Raw genomic sequence first — 26,557 nt, 5'->3', positions numbered from 1 at the left:
CACGCTGGTTCACATGAACCACGCCCAGCTCACCGCCCTCGGCCGCGCCCTCCGCCTGATCGGCGAGCACGGGGAGGCCCTCACCGCCGACACCCCGGACGCCCGGCTGCACGAGGTGAAGGCCGATCTGCGGCGGGCTCTGGAGCTGCTCGACGAGAGCGTCACCTCGGGCGCGGCCACCACCCGCTGCCCCGAGCACCCGAACGGGCCCGTCGACGAGAGCGCGCCCGACCTGTGTCTGCTGTGCGAGACGCGGCGGCGGGCCGCGCGTCGCTCCGAGCTCCACGGCACCCGTCCCCTGCCGGGCGCCGACCCCGCCTCCCCCTCTCCCTCCCGCTATGGCGTCCGCTCCGACCGCCCCCAGCCCCAGCAGCGCTGGCTGCCGGAGCTGTGGAACGGGCACGAATGGCAGCTGTGCGGTACGCCGCGACGAGACCGGCGCGAGGCCGACCTGTATCTCGCCGCCCAGCGGCGCGGCTCCCGGCCCGCCATGGCGTACCGGCTCGTGCACGAGTTCACGGACTACGAGGTGCTGCGGATCTGGGGGACGCCCGTGCAGGTCGACATCGAGCCCATGGGCAACCTCTAGCTTCTCATCCGCAGATCAGCCGATCAGCGGCAGCGGCCCGAAGTCGTACCCCTCCCACAGCTTCCGGCTCCTCTCCTCCGGGTACGCCACGACCGCTGGCTCCGCGTCCAGCACCTGTACCAGCCTTCGCTCTCGGTCGTACGCGGGCCATCCCGGATCCCCCGTCCTCGCAAATACCGTCCACGACCGGCGAAAACGCGACGACAGCTCCTGGGCGTCCGCCGAGGCGGAGGCATCCACCCCGGCGAACAGCAGATTCCCCAGGTCCGCCCCGAACGTGCCGAACAGCAGCGGGATGTCCAGGCCGTGACAGGCCCCCAGAACGCCCCCGTTCCCCGGGGCCGGCCAGGTCAGTTCGTACACGTGCGCCCGGCCGCCGCCCGCCAGCTGCGCCTCCGCCAGACGCAGTGACGGCATGTTGAACAGCCAGTCGGTGTGGACGCGTTCGTACAGCTCACCCGGCGAGGCTTCCGGGAAGGCGGCGCGGTAGGCCCGCTCGCCCTCCTCCCCGCCCGGTGCGAACAGACGCAGGGCCTCCGTCGCCCGGTCCTCCGTGATCTTGCCCAGCATTCCGCCGAGGACGAGGAACAGACGGAACTCGTCCCGGTTGTGGCCCACGACCAGGTCGACGTCCCTGGCCGATCCCGACGCCAGCGCCCGCCAGGGAGTCGTCGGCAGCACCTCGCCGTCGACCACCGGTGAGAAAGGGGTAACCGTGGGTGCGGCCTGGCCCCATCTGTCCTGATGCTGAAGCATCTTGGCGCTCAGCGCCTGCCCGGCCTCCGTCAGCCGGCGCGGATCCACCGTCGACAGGTCCGCCGCCGTCGGGCGCAGCCCCGCCTCCGCCGCGAGCGCGGACGCGATGTCCCGGGCCAGCTCGTCGGAGAAGAACGTCCCCGGCACGCTCTGCGCCATCGCCCGCCGGAAAAGACCGTGCGCCTTCGGCATCGCCAGCAGCGACGCCACCGAGCCCGCCCCGGCCGACTCCCCGAACACGGTGACCTGACCGGGGTCGCCCCCGAACGCTGTGATGTTCTCCTGCACCCACTCCAGCGCCGCCACCTGGTCCAGCAGGCCCCGGTTCGCGGGCACCCCTTCGATACGGGCGAAACCCTCCATTCCCACGCGGTAGTTGAAGGTGACCACGACCACGTCACCGTCCCGCGCGATGTGCTGCGCGTCGTAGCCCGGCTGGCCGGAGAAGCCCAGCTTGTACGCGCCGCCGTAGATCCACACCATCACCGGCCGCCCGGCCGAGGGGGTCGGGTCCGGCGTCCAGACGTTGAGCGTCAGCCAGTCGTCGCCCATGGGGCCGTTCACCACGCCCGTGCGTCCCTGGATGCCCACCTCCTGCGGGGGCGGCGGCCCGAACTCGAACGCCCCCCGTGTCCCGTCCCAGGCCCGCACCGGGCGAGGTGCCGCGAACCGCGCCTCCCCCACCGGGGGTTCGGCGAAGGGTATGCCCCGGAAGACCGCCAGCCCGTCCTCCCTGCGGCCACGCACCGCACCGGCGGAGGTCCGTACCACGGGTCCGGACGGCGCGGAAGCAGGGTGGTCGGGGGACTCGGTCGTCGTCATGATCGCTCCTCGATTCGTTGTCTGTGGAACGGCCGGGCACACGAACAAGTGCCGGACGGCCACCACCCCACTCATACGGGTGACGGCCGCCGACTTCCGGTCTTCTTCTGCCCTGTTACGCCTTCGCTTCGGCGGCCTCCACCGCCCCGGCCTGACCGACCGCCTCCGGCGCCTGCGCCGCGTCGGCCCGCTGGCCCGGCAGGAAGGAGGCGAGGAGGAAGGCCAGGACGGCGGCGCCGGCGCCGATCGCCATGACGACCTTGAAGGCGTTCTCGGACGGGAGGGAATGGCCGCCCAGACTGATCGTCATCTGGGCGAGGATCACGCCCGCGACCGCGCTGGCCACCGAGGTGCCGATGGAGCGCATCAGGGTGTTGAGGGAGTTCGCGGCGGCGGTCTCCGACGCCGGGACCGCGCCCATGATCAGGGCGGGCATGGCGCCGTAGGCGAAGCCGACACCCGCGCCGATGACGCAGGACACCAGGACCAGGTGCCAGACCTGGCTCATCAGGACGATGTTCAGGCCGTATCCGCAGGCGACGATGACGGCGCCGATCATCAGCGTGATCTTCGGACCCCTGGTCTTTGTGATCATGGCCGACAACGGAGCCGTCGCCATCATCACCAGGCCCTGCGGGGCCATGACCAGGCCGACGGTGAGCATGGACCGGCCCAGGCCGTAGCCGGTCTGCGTGGGCAGCTGGAGCAGCTGCGGCAGGACCAGGGACATCGCGAACATCGAGAAGCCGAACGCGATCGAGGCGAGGTTCGTGAACAGCACCTGGCGGCGGACGGTGGTACGAAGGTCGACCAGCGGCTGCGCCGTGCGCAGCTCCCACCAGCCCCACACCAGCAGTACGACGACCGCGGCGGCGAACAGAGTCATGGTCACCGGGTCGGTCCAGCCCCAGTCGGCGCCCTTGGAGATGGCGAGGAGCAGGGAGACCAGCGCGGCGGACAGGCCGAGCGAGCCGACGATGTCGAAGTGGCCGCCGGTGCGTACCTTCGACTCCGGGATCAGCGTCAGGACGAGGGCGAAGGCCACCACGCCGAGCGCGGCGGACGTCCAGAACAGTACGTGCCAGTCGAAGTGGTCCGCGATGAAGGCCGCGGACGGAAGGCCCAGGGCGCCGCCGACCCCGAGCGAGGCGCTCATCAGCGCGGTCGAGCCGGCGAGCCGCTCCGGCGGGAGTTCGTCGCGCATGATGCTGATACCGAGCGGGACCACGGCGGCCGCCAGTCCCTGGAGCGTGCGTCCGACAATCATCGGGACCAGCGAGTCGCTCAGCGCGCAGACCACCGAGCCGGAGACCAGCAGGACCAGGCTGGTCAGCAGCATCAGCCGCTTGCCGACCATGTCCCCGAGGCGGCCCATGACGGGAGTGGCCACGGCTGCCGCGAGGAGTGTCGCCGTCACCGCCCAGGCCGCGTTCGACGCGGAGGCGTGCAGATAGCCCGGCAGCTCCGGGACGATCGGGATCACCAGGGTCTGCATCAGCGACACGACGATTCCGGCCAGGGCCAGCACCGCCACCACGCCGTTCGACCTCGGCGGGGCGGACCCCCCGGCCTCAGCGGGCCGGGCAAGGGCTTCGGACATGGCTGGGCCTCCTCGGGAACACGCGAATGCTTGACTTACGCAACCTTATACATATTGATTGACTTAAGCAAGTGAATTCTGCCGAGGATGCCGCCACAGGGCGTCCGACCAGCGGCTTTACGTCAGCCGCGAGGGCCGAAGCGGTCGAGGAATTCCCGGGTCCGTTCGTCGTCCAGCTCGTACACCGGTTCGTGGGCGCGTGGGTCCGGCGCATGGAAGGTGTGGAACATCGGGCCTGACGGCCCGCCCAGCTCCACCAGTGACGCCGACGCCCCGCGCACCGCCCGCTCCGTGCCGGGGCGTGCGGTCAGGTCGATGCGGTTGACGACGCCCGGCGTGACCCACACCGGGGTGCGCTCCAGGAAGCCGAAGAGCTGGAGGTGGAAGTGGCCGGTGAGGATCACCCGGACGTCCGTGTCCCGGACCGCGTCGGCCAGGTCGTCGGGGTTCAGCAGGCCGAAGGCGCGCTGGGTGGGGACGTCCAGGGTGACCGGCGGGTGGTGGAAGGCGAGGACGGTGCCCCGCTCGGCGGGCGTGCGCAGCACCTCGCGAAGCCACTCCAGTTGGGCGGCACCGAGGCGGCCGTACACCTCGCCCGGCACCAGCGAGTCCAGGGTGACGAGGCGGTATCCGCCGACCGTGCTCACGGCCGCCCGCTCCCCCGAACCCGACGTGGCCTCCGCACGGTCCGTGCCGTCGGGGTCCAGGTGCCCGCTGCCCAGCACCTTGGCGAACGCCTCGCGCTCGTCGTGGTTGCCGGTCGTGTACAGGACCGGCGCGTTCCAGGTGCGGGCGAACTCCCCGACCAGCTCTCGCAGAACGGTGTACGCCTCCACCGCGCCGTCGTTCGCGAGGTCCCCCGTGACGACGACCGCGTCGACGTCCCGTTGGTGGCGCAGTGCGGCGAGCATCAGGCGCAGGGATCCGGTGGCATCGACGCCGTGCCGGTTGGGGGCGTCGGTGCGTTCCAGATGGGTGTCCGAGAGATGCAGTATTCGCATCTCCCGGACTGTACAAGCGAGTTGGGGCTCGGCGTCAGCTCAGCGTCTTGAGCGCGGCCGCGTCGTACGGCGCCAGTTCGTCGAAGCGGCCGGAGAGGACCTTCACCGCCCACTCGGGGTCCTGGAGCAGCGCGCGGCCGACGGCCACCAGGTCGAACTCGTCGCGCTCCAGACGGTCGAGCAGGTCGTCGATGCCCTTGACCGGGGAGCCCTCGCCCACGAAGCCCTTGATGAAGTCGCCGTCGAGGCCGACGGAGCCGACGGTGATGGCGGTCTTGCCGGTGAGCTTCTTGGTCCAGCCGGCCAGGTTGAGGTCGGAGCCCTCGAACTCGGGGAGCCAGTAGCGGCGGGTGGAGGCGTGGAAGGCGTCCACACCGGCGGCGGCCAGCGGGGTCAGGATCGCCTCCAGCTCCTCCGGGGTCTCGGCGAGCCGGGCGTCGTAGGCCTCCTGCTTCCACTGCGAGTAGCGGAAGATGACCGGGAACCCGGGGGAGACGGCCTCGCGGACCGCGGCGACGATCTCGGCCCCGAACTTCGTGCGGGCCACGGGGTCGCCGCCGTAGGCGTCGGTGCGGCGGTTGGTGCCCGCCCACAGGAACTGGTCAACGAGGTAGCCGTGGGCGCCGTGCAGTTCCACGCCGTCGAAGCCGATGCGCTCGGCGGCGGCCGCGGCCTCGGCGAACGCGCCGATGACGGCGTCCAGGTCGGCCCGGTCCATGGCCTTGCCGGTGGCCTCGGTGGCACCGATGCGCAGGCCGGAGGGGCCGACGGCGGGGGCGTCGGCGAACGGCGGCTGGCCCTGCTCGCGGACCATGCCGATGTGCCACAGCTGCGGGACGATCGTGCCGCCGGCCGCGTGCACCGCCTCGGCGACCTTCGCCCAGCCCGCCAACTGCTCCTCACCGTGGAACCGCGGGATGCGGTTGCTCTGCCCGGCGGAGTCGTGCCCGACGTAGGTCCCCTCGGTGACGATCAGGCCGACACCGGCGGCGGCGCGGCGGGAGTAGTAAGACGCCACGTCGTCACCGGGGATGCCGCCCGGGGAGAACTGGCGGGTCATCGGGGCCATGGCGATCCGATTGGGGACGGTCAGGCCGTTGATCGAGACCGGCCGGGAGAGGATCTCGGCGGCGCGGGAGGGTGCGGACTCGGTGACGCTCACGTGGGCGACTCCTCGTTAGGGTTGACCGGGTGGTATGTGCACATGCATCAGGTGCCTCTGGCAACAAGAACTCCCCCGGCCCCGGCACCATTCCGGCCGGGCCGATGAACCCCTGTGATCCCGGCCACGCACCCGCCCACGAGACGGAGGCGACGGCCCGCGGTCGCCTCGCACTACGCCTCCCGCTGACCGGCACGGGCCGTGCCGGAAAACGCCCGAGGGCGGCACCCCCTGCCGGAACAGGGGGTGCCGCCCTCGGAAAGGACAGGCTGATCCGCGGGGATCAGAAGTCCATGTCACCGCCCGGCATGCCGCCCGGAGCGGCCGCGGAGGCCTTCTCCGGCTTGTCGGCGATGACGGCCTCGGTGGTGAGGAACAGCGCGGCGATGGAGGCGGCGTTCTGCAGCGCGGAACGGGTCACCTTCGCCGGGTCGATGATGCCTTCCTTGACCAGGTCGACGTACTCACCGGTCGCGGCGTTCAGGCCGTGGCCCGGGGTCAGGTTGCGCACCTTCTCCACCACGACACCGCCCTCGAGGCCGGCGTTGACGGCGATCTGCTTCAGCGGGGCCTCGAGAGCGAGCTTGACGGCGGCAGCGCCGGTCGCCTCGTCACCCTCCAGGTCCAGCTTCTCGAAGACGGTGGACGCCTGGATGAGCGCCACGCCACCACCGGCGACGATGCCCTCCTCGACGGCCGCCTTGGCGTTGCGGACGGCGTCCTCGATGCGGTGCTTGCGCTCCTTGAGCTCCACCTCGGTGGCGGCACCGGCCTTGATGACCGCGACACCGCCGGCGAGCTTCGCCAGGCGCTCCTGCAGCTTCTCGCGGTCGTAGTCCGAGTCGCTGTTCTCGATCTCGGCGCGGATCTGGTTCACACGGCCATTGACCTGCTCGGACGAGCCGGAGCCGTCGACGATCGTGGTCTCGTCCTTGGTGATGACGACCTTGCGGGCGCGGCCCAGGAGGTCCAGGGTCGCGTTCTCCAGCTTGAGGCCGACCTCCTCGGAGATGACCTCGCCGCCCGTGAGGATGGCGATGTCACCGAGCATGGCCTTGCGGCGGTCGCCGAAGCCCGGGGCCTTGACGGCGACGGACTTGAAGGTGCCGCGGATCTTGTTGACGACCAGGGTCGACAGGGCCTCGCCCTCGACGTCCTCGGCGATGATCAGCAGCGGCTTGCCCGACTGCATGACCTTCTCCAGGAGCGGAAGCAGGTCCTTGACGGAGCCGATCTTGGAGTTGGCGATGAGGATGTACGGGTCGTCGAGCGACGCCTCCATACGCTCCATGTCGGTGGCGAAGTACGCCGAGATGTAGCCCTTGTCGAAGCGCATACCCTCGGTGAGCTCCAGCTCCAGACCGAAGGTCTGGGACTCCTCGACGGTGATGACGCCTTCCTTGCCGACCTTGTCCATCGCCTCGGCGATGAGCTCGCCGATCTGGGTGTCGGCGGCGGAGATGGAGGCCGTGGAGGCGATCTGCTCCTTGGTCTCGACGTCCTTGGCCTGCTCCAGCAGGGCGGCGGAGACGGCCTCGACGGCCTTCTCGATACCGCGCTTGAGGGCCATCGGGTTGGCACCGGCGGCGACGTTGCGCAGACCCTCGCGGACCAGCGCCTGGGCGAGCACGGTCGCGGTGGTCGTACCGTCACCGGCGACGTCGTCCGTCTTCTTGGCGACTTCCTTGACCAGCTCGGCGCCGATCTTCTCGTACGGGTCCTCGAGCTCGATCTCCTTGGCGATGGACACACCATCGTTGGTGATCGTGGGGGCGCCCCACTTCTTCTCGAGGACGACGTTGCGGCCCTTGGGGCCGAGCGTCACCTTCACGGCGTCCGCGAGCTGGTTCATGCCGCGCTCGAGGCCGCGCCGCGCCTCCTCGTCGAACGCGATGATCTTGGCCATGTGAAGTGGTCCCTCCAGGACTGGGGGTGATTCCTTCGGACCGCGCCCGCGCCCGCGACGGACGGCTCGCAAACCCCGTGGTTCCTTGCCCCACTTGGCCTGCGGGCCTCACCGACCCGGTCCTTCATTGTCACTCTCACCTTCAGAGTGCTAACGCCAATGATTAGCACTCGGCCCTGCCGAGTGCAAGCGACTCCTGGGGATCGGCAGGTGAGCGGCGGTGGCGTCACGGAGCCGGGGCAGGCCGAAGGGCCCGTACCCCTAGGGGGTAACGGGCCCTTCGAAGGATGAACGAAGAACGTCGCTGACAGTCGACGCGTGCTTCAGCTGGTCGCCAGCCGGACCATGTCCGCCTGCGGGCCCTTCTGGCCCTGCGAGATCTCGAAGTCGACCCGCTGCCCCTCTTCCAGGGTGCGGTAACCGTCCATCTGGATCGCGCTGTAGTGGACGAAAACATCCGCACCACCGTCGACCGCGATGAAGCCGTACCCCTTCTCCGCGTTGAACCACTTGACGGTGCCCTGAGCCATGCCTAACTCCCCTATTACTGGCCCTTGCACAGATCCACACTTCGCGGATCCGGGTCAGACCTCACCCCCCATTGGCTTGGGGGCGTGCGCCGGAACGCGTCGACCGCGGCTGAATGTATCTGTCCAACTGCCCTCTGCAACAGGTCAATCGGACGAGAATTCTGGACGCACAGGATGCGGGAAGTGGCGAGAATTCGCCTGAATTCAGGGCAACTCGGGCCCCATAAAAGGAACAAAAGCCGCAGAAAGCCCGCGCATTTTGGCTACTTCTTGTCGGGCCTACGGCATGAATCCAGGGCTTCCGACCTGGGGATCGGGAGCTGTTCCCCAACTGTACCGCGCTCAACCACACTGAATTGCCCCCTCCGCTTCTCTCGCGGAGGAGGCAATCAGATGAACACTCGGTAACTGAGGTTACCCACGGTAATTGATCAGCCGCCCGCGACCGCGGGAATGATGGAGACGCCCGCGCCTTCGGGGGTCGCCGTCTCCAGTCCCTGCTCGAAGCGGACGTCGTCGTCGTTGACGTACACGTTGACGAAGCGGCGCAGCTTGCCCTGGTCGTCGAGGACCCGGGCGGCGATCCCGGTGTGGTTCTTCTCCAGGTCCTCGATGACCTCGGCGAGGGTCGCGCCCTCGGCCGTCACCTCGGCTTTGCCGCCCGTGTAGGTGCGCAGGATGGTGGGGATGCGGACGGTCACGCTCATGCGAGGCCAGCCTCTCGGAAGGAGTCCAGGTTCGGGCGGATGGTCGCGGTCAGGCCGGTGCCGGCCACCGCGTCGAGGGTCTTGAGGCCGTCACCCGTGTTCAGGACGACGGTGGTCTTGGTCGGGTCGAGGACCCCGTCCTTGATGAGCTTCTGCGTCACGCCCACCGTCACACCGCCCGCGGTCTCCGCGAAGATGCCCTCGGTGCGGGCCAGCAGCTTGATGGCGTCCACGACCTGCTCGTCCGTCACGTCCTCCACCGCGCCGCCCGTGCGGCGCGCGATGTCGAGGACGTACGGGCCGTCGGCCGGGTTGCCGATGGCGAGGGACTTGGCGATGGTGTTCGGCTTCTGCGGACGGACGACGTCGTGGCCGGCCTTGAAGGCGACGGACACCGGGGAGCAGCCCTCGGCCTGGGCGCCGAAGATCTTGTACGGCCGGTCCTCGACGAGCCCCAGCTTGATCAGCTCCTGCAGACCCTTGTCGATCTTCGTGAGCTGCGATCCGGAGGCGATCGGGACGACGATCTGGTCCGGGAGCCGCCAGCCGAGCTGCTCGCAGATCTCGTACGCCAGGGTCTTCGACCCCTCCGCGTAGTACGGCCGCAGGTTGACGTTGACGAAGCCCCAGCCCTCGCCGGCCGGGTCGCCGATCAGCTCGGAGCAGAAGCGGTTCACGTCGTCGTAGTTGCCCTCGATACCGACGAGCTCGCCGCCGTAGACCGCGGCCATGACGACCTTGCCCTGCTCCAGGTCGTGCGGGATGAACACGCAGGAGCGCAGGCCGGCGCGGGCGGCCGCGGCGCCGACGGCGCCTGCGAGGTTGCCCGTGGAGGAGCAGGACAGGGTGGTGAAGCCGAAGGCGCGGGCGGCCTCCAGGGCCTGGGCGACGACGCGGTCCTTGAAGGAGTGCGTCGGGTTGCCGGAGTCGTCCTTCACGTAGAGACCACCGGTCACACCCAGCTCGCGCGCCAGGTTGTCGGCCTTGACGAGCTTGGTCCAGCCGGGGTTGATGTTCGGCTTTTCGGCCACGTCCGCGGGGACGGGCAGCAGCGGCGCGTAGCGCCAGATGTTCGCGGGTCCCGCTTCGATGCGCCGGCGCAGTTCCTCGGTGTCGTAGGCCGAGAAGTCGTACGCGATCTCCAGCGGGCCGAAACACTCCTCGCAGGCGAACACCGGTCCGAGGGGTACCCGGTGACCGCATTCCCGGCAGCTCAGCGCAGCGGCTGGGCCGAGGTCGACGGTGGAATCGGTGGTGGTGGCAACGGTCTGCACAGCCATGAGAGGCGAGGCCCTTTCTCCTCATCTTCCTCACGACGCATCTCGCCGTGAGACGGATTTGGCACCTTCCCTAGCCGGGAGCCTCGCTGCACAGGTCAGGAGTACCGACTGGAGGGTTGCCGGGGCTTCATCGGGCCGTGTCCCTCTGCCCCTCTGGATGAGCTGTATTCGGTTGTCGACGCCCTTGGCCCTCGACATGCGATGGTCATCGGCGTTGTTCAAGACTGTAACCGAAGGCCAGGACAGTTGAGATAGTCGTCCGTACCGCGAGACACGTGAGGAGCCGCTGACTGTGCTGGAAGAAGTCGAGCGCTGGCTGGCCACCCACTCCTGGTCCGTGACCGATCGCCCCCTCCACAAGATCCTCGCCGCCAAGCAGCGGACGGCGCAGTCGGTCTCCGTCGTCCTGCCCGCGCTCAACGAGGAGGAGACGGTCGGCGACATCGTCACCGTGATCCGCCACGACCTCATGCGACAGGTTCCGCTCGTCGACGAGATCGTCGTCGTCGACTCCGGGTCCACCGACCGCACCTCCGCGGTGGCCGCCGCCGCGGGCGCCCGGGTCGTCCACCGCGACGACATCCTGCCGCGCATCCCGGCCGTCCCCGGCAAGGGGGAAGTCCTGTGGCGCTCCCTGCTGGTCACGAGCGGGGACATCGTCTGCTTCATCGACGCCGATCTGAGGGAGTTCTCCTCCGACTTCGTCTCCGGGATCGTCGGCCCGCTGCTCACCGACCCCGAGGTCGATCTGGTCAAGGCCATGTACGACCGCCCGCTGGGCACTGAGCTGAATTCGCTCGCCTCCGGCAAGACAGCGGGCCAGGGCGGCCGGGTCACCGAGCTGATGGCCCGCCCCCTGCTGAACATGCACTGGCCGCAACTGGCCGGATTCGTGCAGCCGCTCGGCGGCGAGTACGCAGCCCGCCGCTCGCTGCTCGAACAGCTCCCGTTCCCCGTCGGCTACGGCGTGGAGCTGGGCATGCTGGTCGACGCCCTGCACCTGGTGGGCCTGGACGCCCTCGCCCAGGTCGACGTGGGCGTGCGCAAGCACCGGCACCAGGACGGGCAGGCGCTGGGCCGGATGGCGGCGGCGATCTACCGCACCGCGCAGCTTCGCCTGGCCCGCGGTCACCTCATCCGTCCCTCCCTCACCCAGTTCGAGCGGGGCGACGACGGCTTCGAGCCACGCACCTACTCGGTGGACGCGGAGGAGCGGCCGCCGATGGCGGAGATCGCGGAGTACGCCTCGCGCAGAGTGGCCTGATCGGGCGGAATGGCCTTGATCGGCTGGAGAACGGCTGTATACGGCCCCCTCGCACGGTGGAACGTACGTTTGAGCGTTTCCGGGCCGGGCTAAGTTGAGGCGTATGGCTTCCACGCACGGCGCTGAGGTGCTGGTCGCGTCCAATCGCGGCCCGGTTTCGTACGAGGTCCTTGAGGACGGTGCGCTGCACGCCAAGCGGGGCGGCGGCGGGCTGGTCTCGGGGCTGTCGGCCATCGGGCCGCACACGGACGCGGTGTGGGTGTGCGCCGCGCTGAGCGACGCCGACCGGGAGGCCGTGCGCCGCTCGCACGGCGGCCGCCGGCTGTCCGTGGACGCGACCGGCGGCCAGCAGGTGCGGATGCTGGACATCGACGCGACGGTCTTCTCCGACGCGTACAACGGCGTCGCCAACTCCGTGCTCTGGTTCGTCCACCACATGCTGTACCAGACCCCGCTGGAGCCGGTCTTCGACGCGGAGTTCCGGCGCCAGTGGGCGTCGTACGAGGCGTACAACCGGGCCTTCGCCGAGGCGCTGGCGGAGGAGGCCGCGGAGGGTGCCGCGGTGGTGATCCAGGACTACCACCTCGCCCTCGCCCCCCGGATGCTCCGGCAGCTCCGGCCCGATCTGCGGATCGGCCACTTCTCGCACACCCCGTGGGCCCCGCCGGACTACTTCCGCCTCCTGCCCGACGACATCGCGGCCGAGCTGCTGGGCGGCATCCTGGGCGCGGACCGGGCGGCCTTCCTCACGCACCGCTGGGCGGACGCGTTCACCGCCTGCTGTCACGAGATCCTGGGCCCCGGCATCCCGTCCGGCACGCGCATCGGCGTGCACGGCCTCGGCGCGGACGCGGACTTCCTGCGCAAGCGGGCGCACGAGGCGGACGTGGCCGAACGGATGACCGTGCTGCGGACGGAGATCGGCGAGGGCCGCCGGACGATCGTCCGGGTCGACCGCACCGAGCTGTCGAAGAACATCGTGCGCGGGCTGCTGGCGTACCGGCAGCTGCTGGACGGCCACCCCGAATGGCGCGAGCGGGTCGTGCACGTGGCCTTCGCCTACCCCTCCCGGCAGGACCTGGCCGTGTACCGCGAGTACACGGCGGAGGTGCAGCGCCTCGCGGAGGAGATCAACGCCCGGTACGGGACGCCGGGCTGGACCCCGGTCGTGCTGCACGTCAAGGACGACTTCGCGCGCTCCCTGGCCGCCTACCGGCTGGCGGACGTGGCCCTGGTGAACCCCATCCGGGACGGCATGAACCTGGTCGCCAAGGAGATTCCGGTCGTCTCCGACGAGGGGTGCGTGCTGGTGCTGTCGCGAGAGGCCGGGGCGTACGAGGAACTGGGCGAGGACGCGATCACGGTGAACCCGTACGACATCGTGGGCACGGCGAACGCCCTGCACCAGGCGCTGACCATGCCCCCCGACGAGCGGGCGGAACGCACGAAGCGGCTGGCCGCCGCGGCCACGGCGCTACCGCCGGCACAGTGGTTCCTGGACCAGCTGCACGCGCTGGACACCGGTCAGTCCAGCTGAGCCGCCAGCGTCCGCAGCAGTCGTACGACCCCTTCCGGACCGTCCACCACCAGGTCCGCCCGTTCGGCCAGCTCCGTCACCTCGGAGCTGCCGCTGCACACCAGCAGGCCCGGGACGCCGTCGGAGCGGAGCTTGTCGACGGCGGCGTAGGCGGGCAGGTCGCCCAGGTCGTCGCCGACGTACGTCACCGACTCGGCTCCGGCCTCACGGACGTACTCCAGGAGGGCGACGCCCTTGTCCATGCCGGGCGGACGGAGTTCCAGGACCATCCGCCCCGGCTCGACGATCAGGCCGTGCCGGGTGGCGAGCTCGGCGAGAGGTGCACGGAGGGCTTCGAAGGCGGCCTGCGGATCCTCGGCGCGGCGGGTGTGGACGGCGACGGCGCGCCCCTTCTCCTCGATCCAGGTCCCCCGCCAGGCACCGATCCGGTCCAGGAACCCCGGCAGTTCGGCGCGGACGGCGGCGACCCCGGGGTGCGAGGGCGGCGCGCTGACGGTGCCGCTCACGGCGTCCCAGCGCTCGGCGCCGTAGTGGCCGAGCACGACGAGGTGCTCCAGGCCTGATACGCCCGCGAAGCCGCCGTGCCGCACGGCGACCCCGGCCGGGCGGCCGGTGATCACGGCGACGGAGGCCACCTTCGGGGCGAGGGCGGCGAGCGCCGGCACGGCCTCGGGGTGGGCCCTGGCCTGCTCGGGGTCGGCGACGATCGGCGCCAGCGTGCCGTCGAAGTCGAGCCCGATCACCGCGGCGCCCGGTCGCGCGAGCAGCGCCTCCAGCCCTTCCCGTCCGGCCCGGGTCGCGGGGGTCGGCAGCGGGTCCGTCGGGTTGGTCGAGTCCGTCGTATGGATGCCCATACGGCGACCCTATCCACGGGAGGGCGGGCGCACCCATGGCTCATATGGCTCATGGGGGCGCACAGGGAAGCGCCGTCCTCCTCAGCGCTCGGAGCGCCGGGCCTCCCGGACCCGCCGCAGGCGGTTCACCGTCACCGGGTCGTGCGCCAGCGCCCGCTCGTCGTCCAGCAGGGCGTTCAGGAGCTGGTAGTAGCGGACGGGGGCCAGCCCCAGCTCCTCCCTTATCGCCCGCTCCTTCGCCCCCGGCCCGGGGAAGCCCCGGCGTTCCAGCGCGAGGATGGCCTGTTCGCGTCGGTGGAGTTCCTGGCGTTCTTCCCGCTCCATGCCCTGAACCGTAGCGCCGGGCGCCGACAACGGTTCACCCGGCGTCACGGCCATGGCTCACCCGGCGTCGCGGCAGCGGATCACCCGACGTCGCGGCTGTCCGCCGTCGTCGCCGCCGTCTGCAGCCGGCTCAGGACGGCGGCCGGACTGCCGGCGGGGGTGACGGCCCGGCCGACCGTCTTCTTGATGTCGGCGCTGACCGCCGCCCAGGAGGTCTTGCCGACGGGGTAGAGCTCTGAGGTGGTGAGCTGGTCCAGGAAGGGGTGGAGGTCCGCGTCCTTCGTGGACCGGGCCATGGCGTCCGACGCGGAGCCGGTCACCGGGAGCAGGCCGTACTCGCGGGAGAAGTCGAGGACGTTCTTGTCGCTGTAGACGAAGTCGAGGAAGTCGCCGATCTGCTCGGCGTGGCCGTTCTGCTTGAAGGCCATCATCCAGTCGGCGACGCCCATCGCGGACTTGGACTCCCCGGTCCGCCCCGGCATCGGCACCATGCCGAACTTCACGCCCTTCTTCGCGGCCTGCCGCATCAGCGTCGGATGCCCGTCGAGCATGCCGACCCGGCCGTCCGCGAAGGCGGCGAAGGCGTCGGCGCGGTTGAGCCGGTCCGGCGCGACCGGCCCGGTCAGGCCCTTGCCGACGAGCTCGTCCTTGAGCCAGGTGAAGGTCTCGATGTTCTGCGCGGAGTCGATGCTGTAGGTGCCGGCGTCGTCGGTGTAGCCGTCGCCGCCGCTCAGCAGCCACTGCATGGCCTCGGCCTGCGCCTCCTCGGGGCCGAGGGGCAGTGCGTACGGGTACTTCACGCCCGCGGCCTTCAGCGCCTTCGCGTCGGCCGCGAGCTCGCTCCAGGTGCTGGGCGGGGTGATGCCGGCCCTGGTGAAGAGGGTCTTGTTGTAGAAGAGGACGCGGGTGGAGGCCGCGAACGGGATGCCGTACTGGGCGTGCTGCCACTGCCCCGCCTCGGAGAGCTGGGAGAGGAAGGACGCCTGTACGGGGATGGAGAGCAGGTCGGAGACCTGGTACAGCTTGTGCGCGGCCGCGTAGTCGGCGTACGCGCCGATCTGGGCCATGTCGGGCGCCTTGCCGGCGGCGACCATCTCCTTGACCTTGCGGTCGACGTCGTTCCAGGAGTAGACGCTGACCTCGACCTTCACCCCGGAGTGCTCGGCCTCGTACTCCTTGACCAGCCCGTCCCAGTACTTCTTGGAGCTGTCGGCCGCGGAGCCGCCGTAGTCGGCGGCGACCAGTCTGAGGGTCACGTCCGAAGAACCCGTGTTCCCACAGCCACCGAGAACCGCCGTCATGCCCATTGCGGACACCACCGCGATCATTCCTGCCCTACGCCGACCCACTACTACCGCACCAACTCTGCTGTCTAGCCGTTTCACCATATGGACCAAGAGGTCTACACCAAGGTCTACACCACGCGAATGGACTAGACCTCTTGCGGGTCGGAGGTCCACACTGTCTCCCGTGAGACATGTCATCGCCCTCGACGTGGGCGGCACCGGGATGAAGGCCGCCCTGGTCGGGGACGGCGGCACACTGCTGCACCAGGACCGCCGCGCGACCGGCCGGGAGCGCGGGCCCGGCGCGGTGGTCGAGGACATCCTCGGCTTCGCCGCCGACCTGCGCGCGTACGGCGCCCGGCGGCTGGGCGAGCCGGCGGCCGCCGTCGGCGTCGCCGTCCCCGGCATCGTCGACGAGGAACGGGGCATCGCCGCGTACTCGGCCAACCTGGGCTGGCGGGACGTACCCCTGCGCGAGCTGCTCGCCGAACGGCTCGGCGTCCCGGTCGCCCTCGGCCACGACGTACGCGCCGGCGGGCTCGCGGAGGGCCGGATCGGAGCGGGCAGAGGGTCCGACCGGTTCCTGTTCGTGCCGCTCGGCACCGGGATCGCGGGCGCCATCGGCCTCGACGGCCGGGTGGAGGCGGGGGCGCACGGCTTCGCGGGCGAGATCGGGCACATCGTCGTACGGCCCGGGGGCGCCCCCTGCCCGTGCGGGCAGCGCGGCTGTCTGGAGCGGTACGCGTCCGCGGCCGCCGTGAGCGAGGCGTGGGCCGCTGCCTGCGGGGATCCGGACGCGGATGCCGCGGACTGCGCGAAGGCCGTCGCGTCCGGTGATCCGGATGCCGTCCGGGTCTGGCAGGAGGCCGTGGACGCGCTCGCGGACGGACTGGTCACCGCGCTCACCCTGCTGGACCCGCGCACGCTCATCATCGGTGGCGGCCTGGCCGAAGCGGGGGAAGTCTTGTTCACACCGCTGAGGGAGGCCGTCCAGCGGCGCGTCACCTTCCAGAAGCTGCCGTCGATCGTCCCCGCCGCCCTCGGGGACATCGCCGGATGCCTGGGCGCGGGAATCCTCGCCCGGGATCTCCTCGAAACCACTGACCCTTCGGAGGTAACCGCCTGATGGCCCCCACCATGGTTCTCGCCGGTGCCCGGGTGGTGCTGCCCACCGGGATCGTGGACGACGGGCGTGTGATCGTCGAGGGTACGAGGATCGCGGGCGCGGCGTCCGCGGATGCCCAGGTCGTCGACGTGAGCGGCCACTGGCTCGTCCCCGGCTTCGTCGACATCCACAACCACGGCGGCGGCGGCGCGTCGTTCTCCGGTCCGGTGGACGACGTACTCACCGCCATCCGCACCCACCGTCTGCACGGCACCACGACCCTCGTCGCCTCCACCGTCACCGACGACATGGACATCCTCGCCCAGCAGGCCGGGCTGCTGAGCGAGCTGGCCGAGCAGGGCGACATCGCCGGCATCCACTTCGAGGGCCCGTTCATCTCGCCGTGCCGCAAGGGCGCGCACTCCGAGGCACTGCTGCGCGACCCGGACCCGGCGGACGTCCGCAAGCTGATCGACGCGGCGCGCGGCAAGGCCAGGATGGTCACCCTCGCCACCGAACTGCCGGGCGGGCTCGACTCGGTACGGCTGCTGGCGGAGCACGGGGTCATCGCGGCCGTCGGCCACACGGACGCGACGTACGAGCAGACGGTCGAGGCGATCGACGCGGGCGCCACCGTCGCCACCCACCTCTTCAACGCCATGCCCGTCCTCGGCCACCGCTCCCCCGGCCCGATCGCCGCCCTCCTGGAGGACGAGCGGGTCACGGTCGAGCTCATCAACGACGGCACGCATCTGCACCCGGCCGCGCTGGAGCTGGCGTTCCGTCACGCGGGCGCCGACCGGGTCGCGTTCATCACCGACGCGATGGACGCGGCCGGCATCGGCGACGGCCGCTACATGCTCGGCCCGCTGGAGGTCGAGGTCAGCGAGGGCGTGGCCCGGCTGGTGGAGGGCGGCTCCATCGCGGGCTCGACGCTGACCCTGGACCGTGCCTTCAAGCGGGCGGTGACGATCGACCGGCTGCCGGTGGAGGACGTGGTGGCCGCGCTGTCCGCCAACCCGGCCCGGCTGCTGGGCATGTACGACACCATCGGCTCGCTGGAGCCGGGCAAGGACGCCGACCTGGTGCTCCTGGACGCCGACTTCGAACTCAAGGGCGTGATGCGCCGGGGAGAATGGGTGGTTGCTCCCCAACTGCCCTGATCAGTACCCCAGTAGAGAGACGGTGGCCGAACCGAGGTCTGGGCCGGTCGCCGTCTCTTTGGCATGATCAGGGCCCGAACGGACGGCAGCACACACACTTCGAGGGAGGTCGAACGGGTGATCCTCACGGTCACACTGAACACCGCTCTCGACATCACCTATCGCGTACGGTCCCTGCGGCCCCACGCCTCGCACCGCGTCTCGGACGTCACCGAACGTCCGGGCGGCAAGGGCCTGAACGTGGCCCGGGTGCTCGCGGCCCTCGGGCACGAGGTGACGGCCACCGGCTTCGCGGGCGGCGGCACCGGACGGGCCGTGCGGGAGGGCCTCGCGGACACGCCGGGCGTGCTGGACGCGCTGCTCCCGATCGGCGGGGCGACCCGGCGCACGGTCGCCGTCGTCGACGAGCTGACCGGCGACACCACCCAGTTGAACGAGCCCGGCCCGCAGATCACTCCGGCCGAGTGGGGCGCCTTCCAGGAGGTGTACGGCGAACTCCTCGCCGGAGCCTCGGCGGTGGCCCTGTGCGGCAGCCTGCCGCCGGGGGTGCCGGTGGGCGCGTACGCGGGGCTGGTACGGACCGCGCGCACCGCCGGTGTCCCCGTCCTCCTCGACACCAGCGGCGAACCGCTACGGCGCGGTGTGGCGGCCCGCCCGGACATCCTCAAGCCGAACGCCGAGGAACTGGCCGAACTCACCGGCTCCCACGACCCGCTGCGCGCCGCCCAGGACGCCCGGCGGCGGGGGGCCCACGCGGTGGTCGCTTCCCTGGGCGCCGACGGCCTGATCGCCCACACCCCGGAGGGCCGCTGGCATGCTGCCCCGCCCGCCCGCATGGACGGCAACCCGACCGGCGCCGGCGACTCGGCGGTCGCGGGTCTGCTGTCGGGACTCGTGGACCGCCTGCCCTGGCCGGACCGCCTGGCCCGCGCGGCAGCACTGTCGGCGGCAACCGTACGAGCGCCCGCGGCGGGCGAGTTCGACCGTGCCACCTACGAGGAACTGGTGGAGCGGGTCGCGGTGACAGCCGAGGTCACCGCGGCCTAGGCGTACAGCACTGGCCCTACCGCTTGACCTGGCCCTTCTTCAGGTACAGCTGGTCCAGCAGAACATTGCACTTGTCGCCGTCCTGGCAGGAGATCGAGAGGGTGTTCGTGCCCTTGGTCAGGGTCGGCCAGGAGTATGTCGTGGTCCAGCCGTTGGCGAAGTCGCCGTCGGCGGCATGCCGGTAGTTGTCGAAGCCGACCTTGCTGCCGAACGGCTTGCCGTTGACGAGGAGGGTCATCGACTGGTCCTCGCCGGCCGCACTGTAGTTCGCGAAGACGGTGTAGGTGCCGTCCTCCGGAATGCCGTTCACGGTCCAGGTGACCCCGGAGCCGGTCTGGTTGAGGCCCGTCACGTAGATGCCGCCGTCGGACTCCGCGCCCTTGACGTCCGAGGCCGTGGTGGCGGTGCCGTCCAGGTGCAGCGTCTTCGCATCGACCGGCGGGATCTCGCCCGTACTGGAGGCCGAGCTGGTGCTGGACGGTTTGACCGAAGGGCTGTGGGACTGGGTCGGGGAGGTCTGGACCTGGTTGCTGGCTTTGTTGTCGTCGTCGGAGCCGCCGTTGATTATGGCGATGCTGATGCCGATGACGACCGCGGCGACCACCGCGATGGCGCCGATCAGCAGACCCTTGGTGTTCGGGCCGCTGCCGCGTCCGCGGCCCCCGCCGCCCGGAAGGGGCTGCTGGGTGGTCGGTGCGCCACCCGGGAGGGTCTCCGGCGCCTGATAGGCGGCGTTCGGCTGGCCGTAGGCGCCCTGCTGCTGCGGGACCGTCTGGCCGTACTGCGCCTGCTGTCCGCCGTAGGTGCGCTCACCGACCGGGCGCACTCTGCTGACCGAGTTCGGGTAGCCGTAGCCACCGGACGGCGGCTGGGCCCCTCTGGCCTGACCGTCGGCGTAGAGATAGCCGAACGGGTCGTCGTCCTCGGGCGTGCTCGCGCCGTTGTCGCCGGGCGTCATCCCTAGGTACTCCTCAACAGGTGCGGGCGGATGCGGTACAGGTATTGAGTGTCGAGCCTACCCGCTCTCGCTGGCCCAAACGGGTGACTCAGACCGCTTCAGCGCACTGACCTGGGGATCATCCCGCTCGACGATGTTGTTTGGGACGAGATCGTTTCTCGACGTACATCCGTTCGTCGGCGGATTTCAACACTTCGTCCGCGGTCATGCCGCAGTGTGCCCACCCGATGCCGAAACTGGCGCCCACCCGGACGGCCCGGCCCTCGGCCCGGATCGGCTGGATGATCTCGTTGCGCAGGCGTACGGCGAGGTCCTGCGCGTCGGCCTTGCCCAGCCCGTCGGCGAGGATCACGAACTCGTCGCCGCCGAGCCGGGCCACGGTGTCACCGTCGCGCACGCCCCGGGTGAGCCGCCGGGCGACCTCGATGAGGACCGCGTCGCCCGCGTTGTGCCCGAACCGGTCGTTGATCGACTTGAAGCCGTCGAGGTCGCAGAAGAGGACCGCGAGTCCCTTGGCGCCGTCGTCCGGCTCCCCCTCGGGGGCGATCGTGTGCACATGGTGGTCGTAGCCGTCGTACGTCTGTGTGCCCGCCGCGAAGTCGAAGCCGTGGCCGTTGACGTCGAAGGCCGGGTGGCCGTAGGCCGCGTCGAGGGACTCGATCTCGCCGGCGTGGGTGGACCGCCGGCACAGGCGGGACGACAGGCGCGAGCGCAGCTCCGCCGAGTTCGGCAGGCCGGTGAGGGAGTCGTGGGAGGCGCGGTGGGCGAGCTGGAGCTCGCGGCGCTTGCGCTCCTCGATGTCCTCGACGTGGGTGAGCAGAAAACGGGGGCCGTCGGCCGCGTCGGCGACGACGCTGTTGCGCAGGGACACCCAGACATAGGTGCCGTCGCGGCGGCCGAGGCGCAGCTCCGCGCGGCCGCCCTCGGCGGAGGTGCGCAGCAGCGTGCCTATGTCCTCGGGGTGGACGAGGTCGGAGAAGGAGTAGCGGCGCATCGCGGAGGCGGGGCGGCCGAGCAGCCGGCACAGCGCGTCGTTGGTGCGCAGTATCCGGCCGTGCTGGTCGCCGCCCATCTCGGCGATGGCCATGCCGGAGGGGGCGTACTCGAAGGCCTGCCGGAAGCTCTCCTCGCTGGCCCGCAGCGCCTGCTGCTCGCGCTCCAGGCGGACCAGGGCGCGCTGCATATTCGCGCGTAGACGCGCGTTGCTGATGGCGATGGCGGCCTGGAACGCGTACATCTGGAGCGCCTCGCGCCCCCACGCGCCGGGGTGGCGGCCGTTGCGCGGCCGGTCCACGGAGATCACGCCGAGCAGTTCACCGCAGGAGCCGCCCTGCGCGCCGGGCGTGTACATGGGCGCGAAGAGCCGGTCGGAGGGGTGCCACTCGTCCTCGAAGCGGGGCGCGGGACCGTCGGTGTACCACTGCGGTACGTCGTCCTCGTCGAGCACCCAGCCCTCGGTGTGCGGTATGAACCGCAGGTCGCCCCAGGCCTCGCCCATGCTGAGGCGACGGTCCCAGGAGGGGCGCGAGCCGACGCGGCCGGTGATGAGCGCCTCGGCGGCGGAGTTGCCGGAGAAGGCGGCGACGACGAGGTCGCCGTCGGGGCGCACGAGGTTGACGCACGCCATCTCGTACCCGAGGGCGTTGACCACGCCGTCGGAGACGGTCTGCAGTGTGTCCGCCAGGCTGCGTGCCGTGTTCATGTCGGCCATGACCTGGTGCAGCTGCCGCAGGGACGCAAGACGGACATACGGCTCCGACTCGGCCTCCATGTTCGCCCTCCCCCCGAGACCTCGCAGCGAATCAAGGGTTCTCTTCGGCGCTTCTTTTCGGTGACGCTCTTGCCGCGGTGCTCTTGCAGGTTTCCCCGCCACTGAATCACAGCGCGCTGCCCACTCGGTACACAGGGTCAACAATTAATGACCCTTGTGACTCAAGTCACAGCGGAACGTGAACAATTGAGTGGAGTTTCTGCATTTTCCCTGTGCGTTTACTGAACGCAGACTGTGCGGGTGTGGGGACATGATGCACGAAGAGGCGGCCTCATGGCCTTCCAGGTGTCCTTCGGTGGTCCTAGGACCCGGCTCGGACCGAGGCCCGATGCGGTGCGCGCAGGGCGGAGATTAGCGTTTCGGCGTGCTGAACATTCCCGCTGTCCCGTCTTCCCCCACCGCCACGGCCGCTTCCCGGCATCCTGAGGGGGTGAGCAACGACGAGTTCCGGGCCGCCATGACCAGGCTGGCCGCGGGTGTGGTCCTGGTGACCGCGCAGGAGCCGCCGCTCGACCCGGACGACCCCCTGGCACCGGGCGGCGAGGACGTCGGCATGACCGCCACCGCCTTCCTGTCGGTCTCCCTGGACCCGCCGCTGGTCCTGGTCAGCCTGCGCAACGGGTCCCGCATGGACGACCTGCTCGACGAACAGCCCCTGTGGGCGGTCTCCGTCCTCTCCGAGAGCCAGCGCCATGTCGCGGGCCGCTTCGCCATGAAGGGCCGCATCAGCGACCGGCTCCTGTTCGAGGACATCGCGTACGGCCGCGGCGAGGTCTCCGGCGCCCCTTTGGTGGGCGGCGCCCTGGCGACCCTGGAGTGCCGGACCGAGCAGCGCGTGCCGGCGGGGGACCACACACTGGTGATCGGCCGCGTGCTGACGGCGCGGGTGCCGAGCGCGGACGGGGGGCCACTGCTCTATTTCCGGGGCCGCTACCGGCAGTTGGGGTAATCGGGGTGACGGAGTAGAACGGAGTAGAGCAGCGGAATTCCGTGGCCGCTTTTTGACTGCTCCCCTCCCTGAGGGAAGGGGGTTCCTTCCTTCAGGATTGAGTGGGGATTCCTGGCTCAGGCTGCCTCTGGGAGCAGCGCTCCCGGAGGTCTTGCGCCCTCGGCACCAGCCGGGTTCAGACCTGCCCGGACGAGCATCACGCGGGCGGAGTTCTTGTCTCTGGGGGTATCGGGGCTCGGGGTCGGGCTCGGACGGGGCTCAGCCCCAGTCCCGTCCGGACCTTCCCCGCTTGGTGTCCGAGCGCTGCTTCTTCTCCCTCAGCCGCCGTTCGTTGATCCCGCGCGGGATGCGGGTGGGCTTGCGGGGCTTGGGCGGGGGCGCGGTCGCCTCCGCGAGCAGGGCGGCCAGGCGTACGGCGGCGGTCTCGCGGTTGCGCCACTGGGAGCGGTGCTCGGAGGCGCGGACGGTGACGACACCGTCGACGAGCCGCCCGGCCAGCCGCTCCAGCGCCCGCCGCTTCCACACCTCGGGCAGGGCCTCGGTGTTCGCCAGGTCGAAGCGCAGCTCCACCTGGGAGTCACTGGTGTTGACGTGCTGTCCGCCGGGCCCGGACGACCGCGAGAAACGCCACATGAGCTCGGCCTCGGGCAGGGAGACGGAGCCACGGACGAGGTAGGGACCGGACATGTGGTCCATGTTCCCGGCCTGTCCGGTCCACGTCACCTGTATTTTTCGCGACACGCCCGTCCCGATTGGTAAAAAAGGTAAAGGGATCCGGAACCATGGGGACCCCTCCCGGCGTTCTCCCGGGTGACGGTAGCTTCGAGCGCACACAGAACTAGGGAAGGGACTCCCAACAATGGCTGTAAGCCTGTCCAAGGGTGGCAACGTCTCGCTCACCAAGGAGGCTCCGGGCCTGACCGCCGTCACCGTGGGCCTCGGCTGGGACGTCCGCACCACCACCGGCACGGACTTCGACCTGGACGCCTCCGCCATCGCGGTGAACGGGCAGGGCAAGGTCTACTCGGACGCCCACTTCGTCTTCTTCAACAACAAGCAGACCCCGGACAACACGATCGTCCACACCGGCGACAACCGCACGGGTGAGGGCGCCGGCGACGACGAGGCGATCAACGTCAACCTCGCCGGCCTCCCGGCCGACATCGACAAGATCGTCTTCCCGGTCTCCATCTACGACGCGGAGAACCGCGGCCAGAACTTCGGCCAGGTCCGCAACGCCTACATCCGCATCGTCAACCAGGCCGGCGGCGCCGAGATCGCCCGCTACGACCTGTCCGAGGACGCGGCCACCGAGACGGCCATGGTCTTCGGCGAGCTCTACCGCAACGGCGCCGAGTGGAAGTTCCGCGCGGTCGGCCAGGGCTACGCCTCGGGTCTGGTGGGCATCGCCCAGGACTTCGGCGTGAACGTCTGAGCCCTTCCCGCACCTCGCCGGAGCCCCCAGCCGCACAACAGCTGGGGGCTCCGGCGTTCCCGCGCTAGCTTGCCCTGGTGATCCTGGAACCTCTGCCCTCCGGTGACGACATCCCGGGCCCGCTGCTCACCGAACTCACCGCGCTCTACGCCTCCAACCGCGACTTCCACGCCCTCAGCGGCGACTTCCCGGACCCGGACGACATCCGGCCGGAGCAGGTCGCGAAGGCGCTCGCCGACGAGCTGGTGAATCCGGGCGTGGAGGTGCTGCTCGCGCGGAGCGAGGGGCGGCTGGTCGGGGTCGCCGTCACCCTCGCCCACCACCCCGACCCGGCCGATCCGGATCCATGGATCGGGCTGCTGATGATCGACGCGGGTGCGCAACGGCAGGGCCACGGACGACGGATCGCCCGACGGGTCGAGGACCGCTTCCGCGCCGAGGGCCGCACCGCCGCACGGCTCGCGGTACTCGACAACAACCCGAGGGGCCTCGCCTTCTGGACCGCCCTCGGCTACGAGGTGATCGACCACCGCAGGGACCGCCAACTGGGCCGTCCCTGCGCAGTGCTGCGCAAGGCGCTCCACGAACCGGACCGGGCCTGACCGGCCCTGCGCGCGCCAGGTGTGACGGTTGGGGCGTCAATTGCGCTGAGACAACAGGGAGTTGACGGGACCCGGAGCGTTCGGATAACGGATTCCAGCCGACGGCTTTCGGATACGAACACGTAAAGTCTTGACTGCGGACTGCCAAACGGGCCGTTCCGGGTGTCACCCTCTCCTCGCTCGCCGCAACCCTGTGCACTTCCTTTGCCCCACCTGTGCCTCAACCATGAGGCCGGTCAGAAGGAGACCGAGTGAGACAGCAGCACCGCTCCACCCACCCCTCCCGCAAGACCGCCGTGCGTGCCGCCGCCCTGGTCGGCTCCGCGGCGATGGTCGTCCTCGCCCTGCAGAACGGTCCCGCCACCGCGGCCCCCGAGCACCGCAACGGCGCCACCGCGCTCCCCCTCACCGCGTCGGCCCGGGCCGCCGCCGTCAGGTCGGCCCAGGAAGCGGCCGGTTCGACCGCCCGCGAGCTCGGGCTCGGCGCCCGGGAGAAGCTCGTCGTCCGGGACGTCGTGAAGGACGCGGACGGCACCGTCCACGTCCGGTACGAGCGGACGTACGCCGGTCTGCCCGTCCTCGGCGGCGACCTCGTCACGCACACGGCGAAGAGCGGCGCGCTCAAGGGCGTGACCAGGGCGACCAAGGCCCGGATATCCGTGGCGTCCACCGACGCCACCGTCTCCGCCGCCTCCGCCGGGAAGTCCGCGCTGAAGGCCGCCGACTCCGCACGGGCCACCGCCTCCACCGCCCGCAAGGTCGTCTGGGCCGCCGACGCCAAGCCCGTGCTCGCCTACGAGACGGTGGTCAAGGGCCTGCGACACGACGGCACCCCGAGCGAGCTGCACGTCATCACCGACGCCGGCACCGGGAAGAAGCTCTACTCCTACGAGGCCGTCGACACCGGCACGGGCACCAGCGAGTACAGCGGCAGCGTCCCACTGGGCACCACCGCCTCCGCCTCCGGCGGCTTCGACCTGATCGACGGCGGCCGCGGCGGCCACAAGACGTACGACCTGAACGGCGGCACGAACGGCACCGGAACCCTCTTCCACGACGCCGACGACGCCTGGGGCGACGGGACCCCGGCCAACCGTCAGACCGCCGCCGTCGACACCGCCTACGGTGCAGCCGTCACCTGGGACTTCTACAAGAGCGCGTTCAACCGCAACGGCATCGCGGGCGACGGCAGGGCCGCGTACTCGCGCGTCCACTACGGCAACGCCTACGTCAACGCCTTCTGGTCGGACAGCTGCTTCTGCATGACGTACGGCGACGGGCAGGGCAACGTCAAGCCGCTGACCTCGCTCGACGTGGCCGGCCACGAGATGAGCCACGGCTTGACCGCTTCCACGGCCGGGCTGAAGTACAGCCGGGAGTCCGGCGGCCTGAACGAGGCCACCTCCGACATCTTCGGCACCTCGGTGGAGTTCTTCGCGGGCAACGCCTCCGACCCCGGTGACTACCTCATCGGCGAGAAGATCGACATCAACGGCAACGGCACGCCCCTGCGCTACATGGACAAGCCCAGCAAGGACGGCGGCTCCGCCGACTACTGGTCGCGCAGTGTCGGCCGCCTCGACGTGCACTACTCGTCGGGCGTCGCCAACCACTTCTTCTACCTGCTCAGCGAGGGCAGCGGCGCGAAGACGATCAACGGGGTGTCCTACAACTCCCCGACGTACGACGGCTCCACGGTCACCGGTATCGGCCGGACCAAGGCCTACCAGATCTGGTACAAGGCCCTGACCACCTACTTCACCTCCTCGACCGACTACGCGGGCGCACGCGCCGCGACCCTCAAGGCGGCGGGCGACCTGTACGGGGCCGGCAGCGCGGAGTACAACGCGGTGGCGGCCGCCTGGAAGGCCGTCAACGTCAACTGATCAGCGGCACAAGGCGGTGAAGG

Annotated in this window: 24 protein-coding genes, 1 pseudogene and 1 riboswitch; of the genes and pseudogenes, 10 read left to right on the top strand and 15 right to left on the bottom strand. The window is 70.4% G+C overall.

Annotated features, from left to right (window positions below; translation table 11 throughout):
- Positions 1-13 precede the first annotated feature (13 nt).
- Complete coding sequence (locus tag ACIPSA_RS15610) at positions 14-589, top strand: hypothetical protein (RefSeq protein WP_402634226.1); 576 nt, start codon at positions 14-16, stop codon at positions 587-589.
- A 15-nt stretch (positions 590-604) separates the two neighbouring features.
- On the opposite strand, the gene ACIPSA_RS15605 is transcribed toward ACIPSA_RS15610, so the two are convergent.
- The 8 genes from ACIPSA_RS15605 to thrC all read right to left on the bottom strand — a co-directional run bounded on the left by ACIPSA_RS15605 (position 605) and on the right by thrC (position 10,353).
- Entirely contained in the window at positions 605-2,167 is a 1,563-nt protein-coding gene (locus tag ACIPSA_RS15605) for a carboxylesterase/lipase family protein (RefSeq protein WP_402634223.1), read from the bottom strand.
- A gap of 115 nt (positions 2,168-2,282) precedes the next feature.
- Positions 2,283-3,767 carry an MFS transporter gene (locus ACIPSA_RS15600; protein ID WP_402634220.1) on the bottom strand — a complete coding sequence of 495 codons (1,485 nt, stop codon included), beginning with the start codon at positions 3,765-3,767 and terminating at the stop codon, positions 2,283-2,285.
- A 122-nt stretch (positions 3,768-3,889) separates the two neighbouring features.
- Positions 3,890-4,768: a metallophosphoesterase gene (locus ACIPSA_RS15595; RefSeq protein WP_402634218.1), complete on the bottom strand. Its 879-nt coding sequence runs from the start codon at positions 4,766-4,768 to the stop codon at positions 3,890-3,892.
- Positions 4,769-4,802: 34 nt separating this feature from the next.
- Positions 4,803-5,930 (bottom strand): NADH:flavin oxidoreductase, encoded by a 1,128-nt coding sequence (locus ACIPSA_RS15590; protein ID WP_402634215.1) that lies wholly within the window; start codon positions 5,928-5,930, stop codon positions 4,803-4,805.
- A 283-nt stretch (positions 5,931-6,213) separates the two neighbouring features.
- Positions 6,214-7,836, bottom strand: coding sequence for a chaperonin GroEL (groL, locus tag ACIPSA_RS15585; RefSeq protein ID WP_402634212.1), 1,623 nt, complete (start codon positions 7,834-7,836; stop codon positions 6,214-6,216).
- A 323-nt stretch (positions 7,837-8,159) separates the two neighbouring features.
- A complete protein-coding gene (locus ACIPSA_RS15580) occupies positions 8,160-8,366 on the bottom strand; it encodes a cold-shock protein (RefSeq protein ID WP_019057200.1) in 207 nt (68 codons plus the stop codon).
- A 431-nt stretch (positions 8,367-8,797) separates the two neighbouring features.
- Entirely contained in the window at positions 8,798-9,073 is a 276-nt protein-coding gene (locus tag ACIPSA_RS15575) for a ubiquitin-like small modifier protein 1 (RefSeq protein ID WP_402634210.1), read from the bottom strand.
- The gene (thrC, locus tag ACIPSA_RS15570; protein ID WP_402634208.1) at positions 9,070-10,353 is read right to left on the bottom strand and encodes a threonine synthase; all 1,284 of its coding nucleotides are present in this window, start codon (positions 10,351-10,353) and stop codon (positions 9,070-9,072) included. Before thrC ends, ACIPSA_RS15575 begins: the two co-directional genes overlap by 4 nt.
- Positions 10,354-10,371: 18 nt before the next feature.
- A riboswitch (SAM riboswitch) is annotated at positions 10,372-10,517 on the bottom strand.
- 128 nt (positions 10,518-10,645) lie between these two features.
- Here thrC and ACIPSA_RS15565 point away from each other — a divergent pair.
- Both ACIPSA_RS15565 and ACIPSA_RS15560 read left to right on the top strand, forming a co-directional pair.
- A complete protein-coding gene (locus tag ACIPSA_RS15565) occupies positions 10,646-11,617 on the top strand; it encodes a glucosyl-3-phosphoglycerate synthase (RefSeq protein ID WP_402634205.1) in 972 nt (323 codons plus the stop codon).
- A 103-nt stretch (positions 11,618-11,720) separates the two neighbouring features.
- On the top strand, positions 11,721-13,154 hold the full coding sequence (locus tag ACIPSA_RS15560) for a trehalose-6-phosphate synthase (protein WP_402634202.1): 1,434 nt from the start codon (positions 11,721-11,723) through the stop codon (positions 13,152-13,154).
- Here the strand turns inward: ACIPSA_RS15560 and otsB are convergent.
- From otsB to ACIPSA_RS15545, 3 genes are all read right to left on the bottom strand, one after another.
- Positions 13,142-14,008, bottom strand: coding sequence for a trehalose-phosphatase (gene otsB / locus ACIPSA_RS15555; protein WP_402634199.1), 867 nt, complete (start codon positions 14,006-14,008; stop codon positions 13,142-13,144). The two genes, ACIPSA_RS15560 and otsB, sit on opposite strands and share 13 nt — an antisense overlap.
- 81 nt (positions 14,009-14,089) lie before the next feature.
- Positions 14,090-14,332, bottom strand: coding sequence for a DUF3263 domain-containing protein (locus ACIPSA_RS15550; protein WP_402634196.1), 243 nt, complete (start codon positions 14,330-14,332; stop codon positions 14,090-14,092).
- An 80-nt stretch (positions 14,333-14,412) separates the two neighbouring features.
- Entirely contained in the window at positions 14,413-15,660 is a 1,248-nt protein-coding gene (locus ACIPSA_RS15545) for an extracellular solute-binding protein (protein ID WP_402634193.1), read from the bottom strand.
- Positions 15,661-15,802: 142 nt separating this feature from the next.
- Between ACIPSA_RS15545 and ACIPSA_RS15540 the strand changes: the two genes are divergently transcribed.
- The 3 genes from ACIPSA_RS15540 to ACIPSA_RS15530 all read left to right on the top strand — a co-directional run bounded on the left by ACIPSA_RS15540 (position 15,803) and on the right by ACIPSA_RS15530 (position 18,933).
- Entirely contained in the window at positions 15,803-16,744 is a 942-nt protein-coding gene (locus tag ACIPSA_RS15540) for an ROK family protein (RefSeq protein WP_402634191.1), read from the top strand.
- Positions 16,744-17,886 (top strand): N-acetylglucosamine-6-phosphate deacetylase, encoded by a 1,143-nt coding sequence (gene nagA / locus ACIPSA_RS15535; RefSeq protein ID WP_402634188.1) that lies wholly within the window; start codon positions 16,744-16,746, stop codon positions 17,884-17,886. Before ACIPSA_RS15540 ends, nagA begins: the two co-directional genes overlap by 1 nt.
- 117 nt (positions 17,887-18,003) lie before the next feature.
- Positions 18,004-18,933, top strand: coding sequence for a 1-phosphofructokinase family hexose kinase (locus ACIPSA_RS15530; RefSeq protein WP_402634185.1), 930 nt, complete (start codon positions 18,004-18,006; stop codon positions 18,931-18,933).
- A gap of 16 nt (positions 18,934-18,949) precedes the next feature.
- Here the strand turns inward: ACIPSA_RS15530 and ACIPSA_RS15525 are convergent, their stop codons facing one another.
- Positions 18,950-19,891 (bottom strand): carbohydrate-binding protein, encoded by a 942-nt coding sequence (locus ACIPSA_RS15525; RefSeq protein ID WP_402634182.1) that lies wholly within the window; start codon positions 19,889-19,891, stop codon positions 18,950-18,952.
- A gap of 118 nt (positions 19,892-20,009) precedes the next feature.
- Positions 20,010-21,662 carry a diguanylate cyclase CdgB gene (gene cdgB, locus ACIPSA_RS15520; protein WP_402634179.1) on the bottom strand — a complete coding sequence of 551 codons (1,653 nt, stop codon included), beginning with the start codon at positions 21,660-21,662 and terminating at the stop codon, positions 20,010-20,012.
- Between the two features lie 364 nt (positions 21,663-22,026).
- Between cdgB and ACIPSA_RS15515 the strand changes: the two genes are divergently transcribed.
- Positions 22,027-22,611 carry a flavin reductase family protein gene (locus ACIPSA_RS15515; protein WP_402634176.1) on the top strand — a complete coding sequence of 195 codons (585 nt, stop codon included), beginning with the start codon at positions 22,027-22,029 and terminating at the stop codon, positions 22,609-22,611.
- Positions 22,612-22,727: 116 nt separating this feature from the next.
- Here the strand turns inward: ACIPSA_RS15515 and ACIPSA_RS15510 are convergent.
- Positions 22,728-22,838, bottom strand: a pseudogene (locus tag ACIPSA_RS15510) (RNA-guided endonuclease TnpB family protein); the annotation flags it as partial.
- 31 nt (positions 22,839-22,869) lie between these two features.
- Entirely contained in the window at positions 22,870-23,307 is a 438-nt protein-coding gene (gene arfB, locus ACIPSA_RS15505) for an alternative ribosome rescue aminoacyl-tRNA hydrolase ArfB (RefSeq protein WP_402635401.1), read from the bottom strand.
- A gap of 163 nt (positions 23,308-23,470) precedes the next feature.
- Between arfB and ACIPSA_RS15500 the strand changes: the two genes are divergently transcribed.
- The 3 genes from ACIPSA_RS15500 (at position 23,471) to ACIPSA_RS15490 (ending at position 26,534) form a co-directional block, all read left to right on the top strand.
- A complete protein-coding gene (locus ACIPSA_RS15500; protein WP_402634173.1) occupies positions 23,471-24,046 on the top strand; it encodes a TerD family protein in 576 nt (191 codons plus the stop codon).
- A gap of 77 nt (positions 24,047-24,123) precedes the next feature.
- Positions 24,124-24,648: a GNAT family N-acetyltransferase gene (locus tag ACIPSA_RS15495; protein ID WP_402634170.1), complete on the top strand. Its 525-nt coding sequence runs from the start codon at positions 24,124-24,126 to the stop codon at positions 24,646-24,648.
- A 329-nt stretch (positions 24,649-24,977) separates the two neighbouring features.
- On the top strand, positions 24,978-26,534 hold the full coding sequence (locus ACIPSA_RS15490) for a M4 family metallopeptidase (protein ID WP_402635398.1): 1,557 nt from the start codon (positions 24,978-24,980) through the stop codon (positions 26,532-26,534).
- Positions 26,535-26,557 lie beyond the last annotated feature (23 nt).

The organism is Streptomyces sp. NPDC086549 (assembly GCF_044746205.1).
Classification (GTDB): Bacteria; Actinomycetota; Actinomycetes; order Streptomycetales; family Streptomycetaceae; genus Streptomyces.
This window is presented reverse-complemented; position numbering and strand designations above follow the sequence as displayed.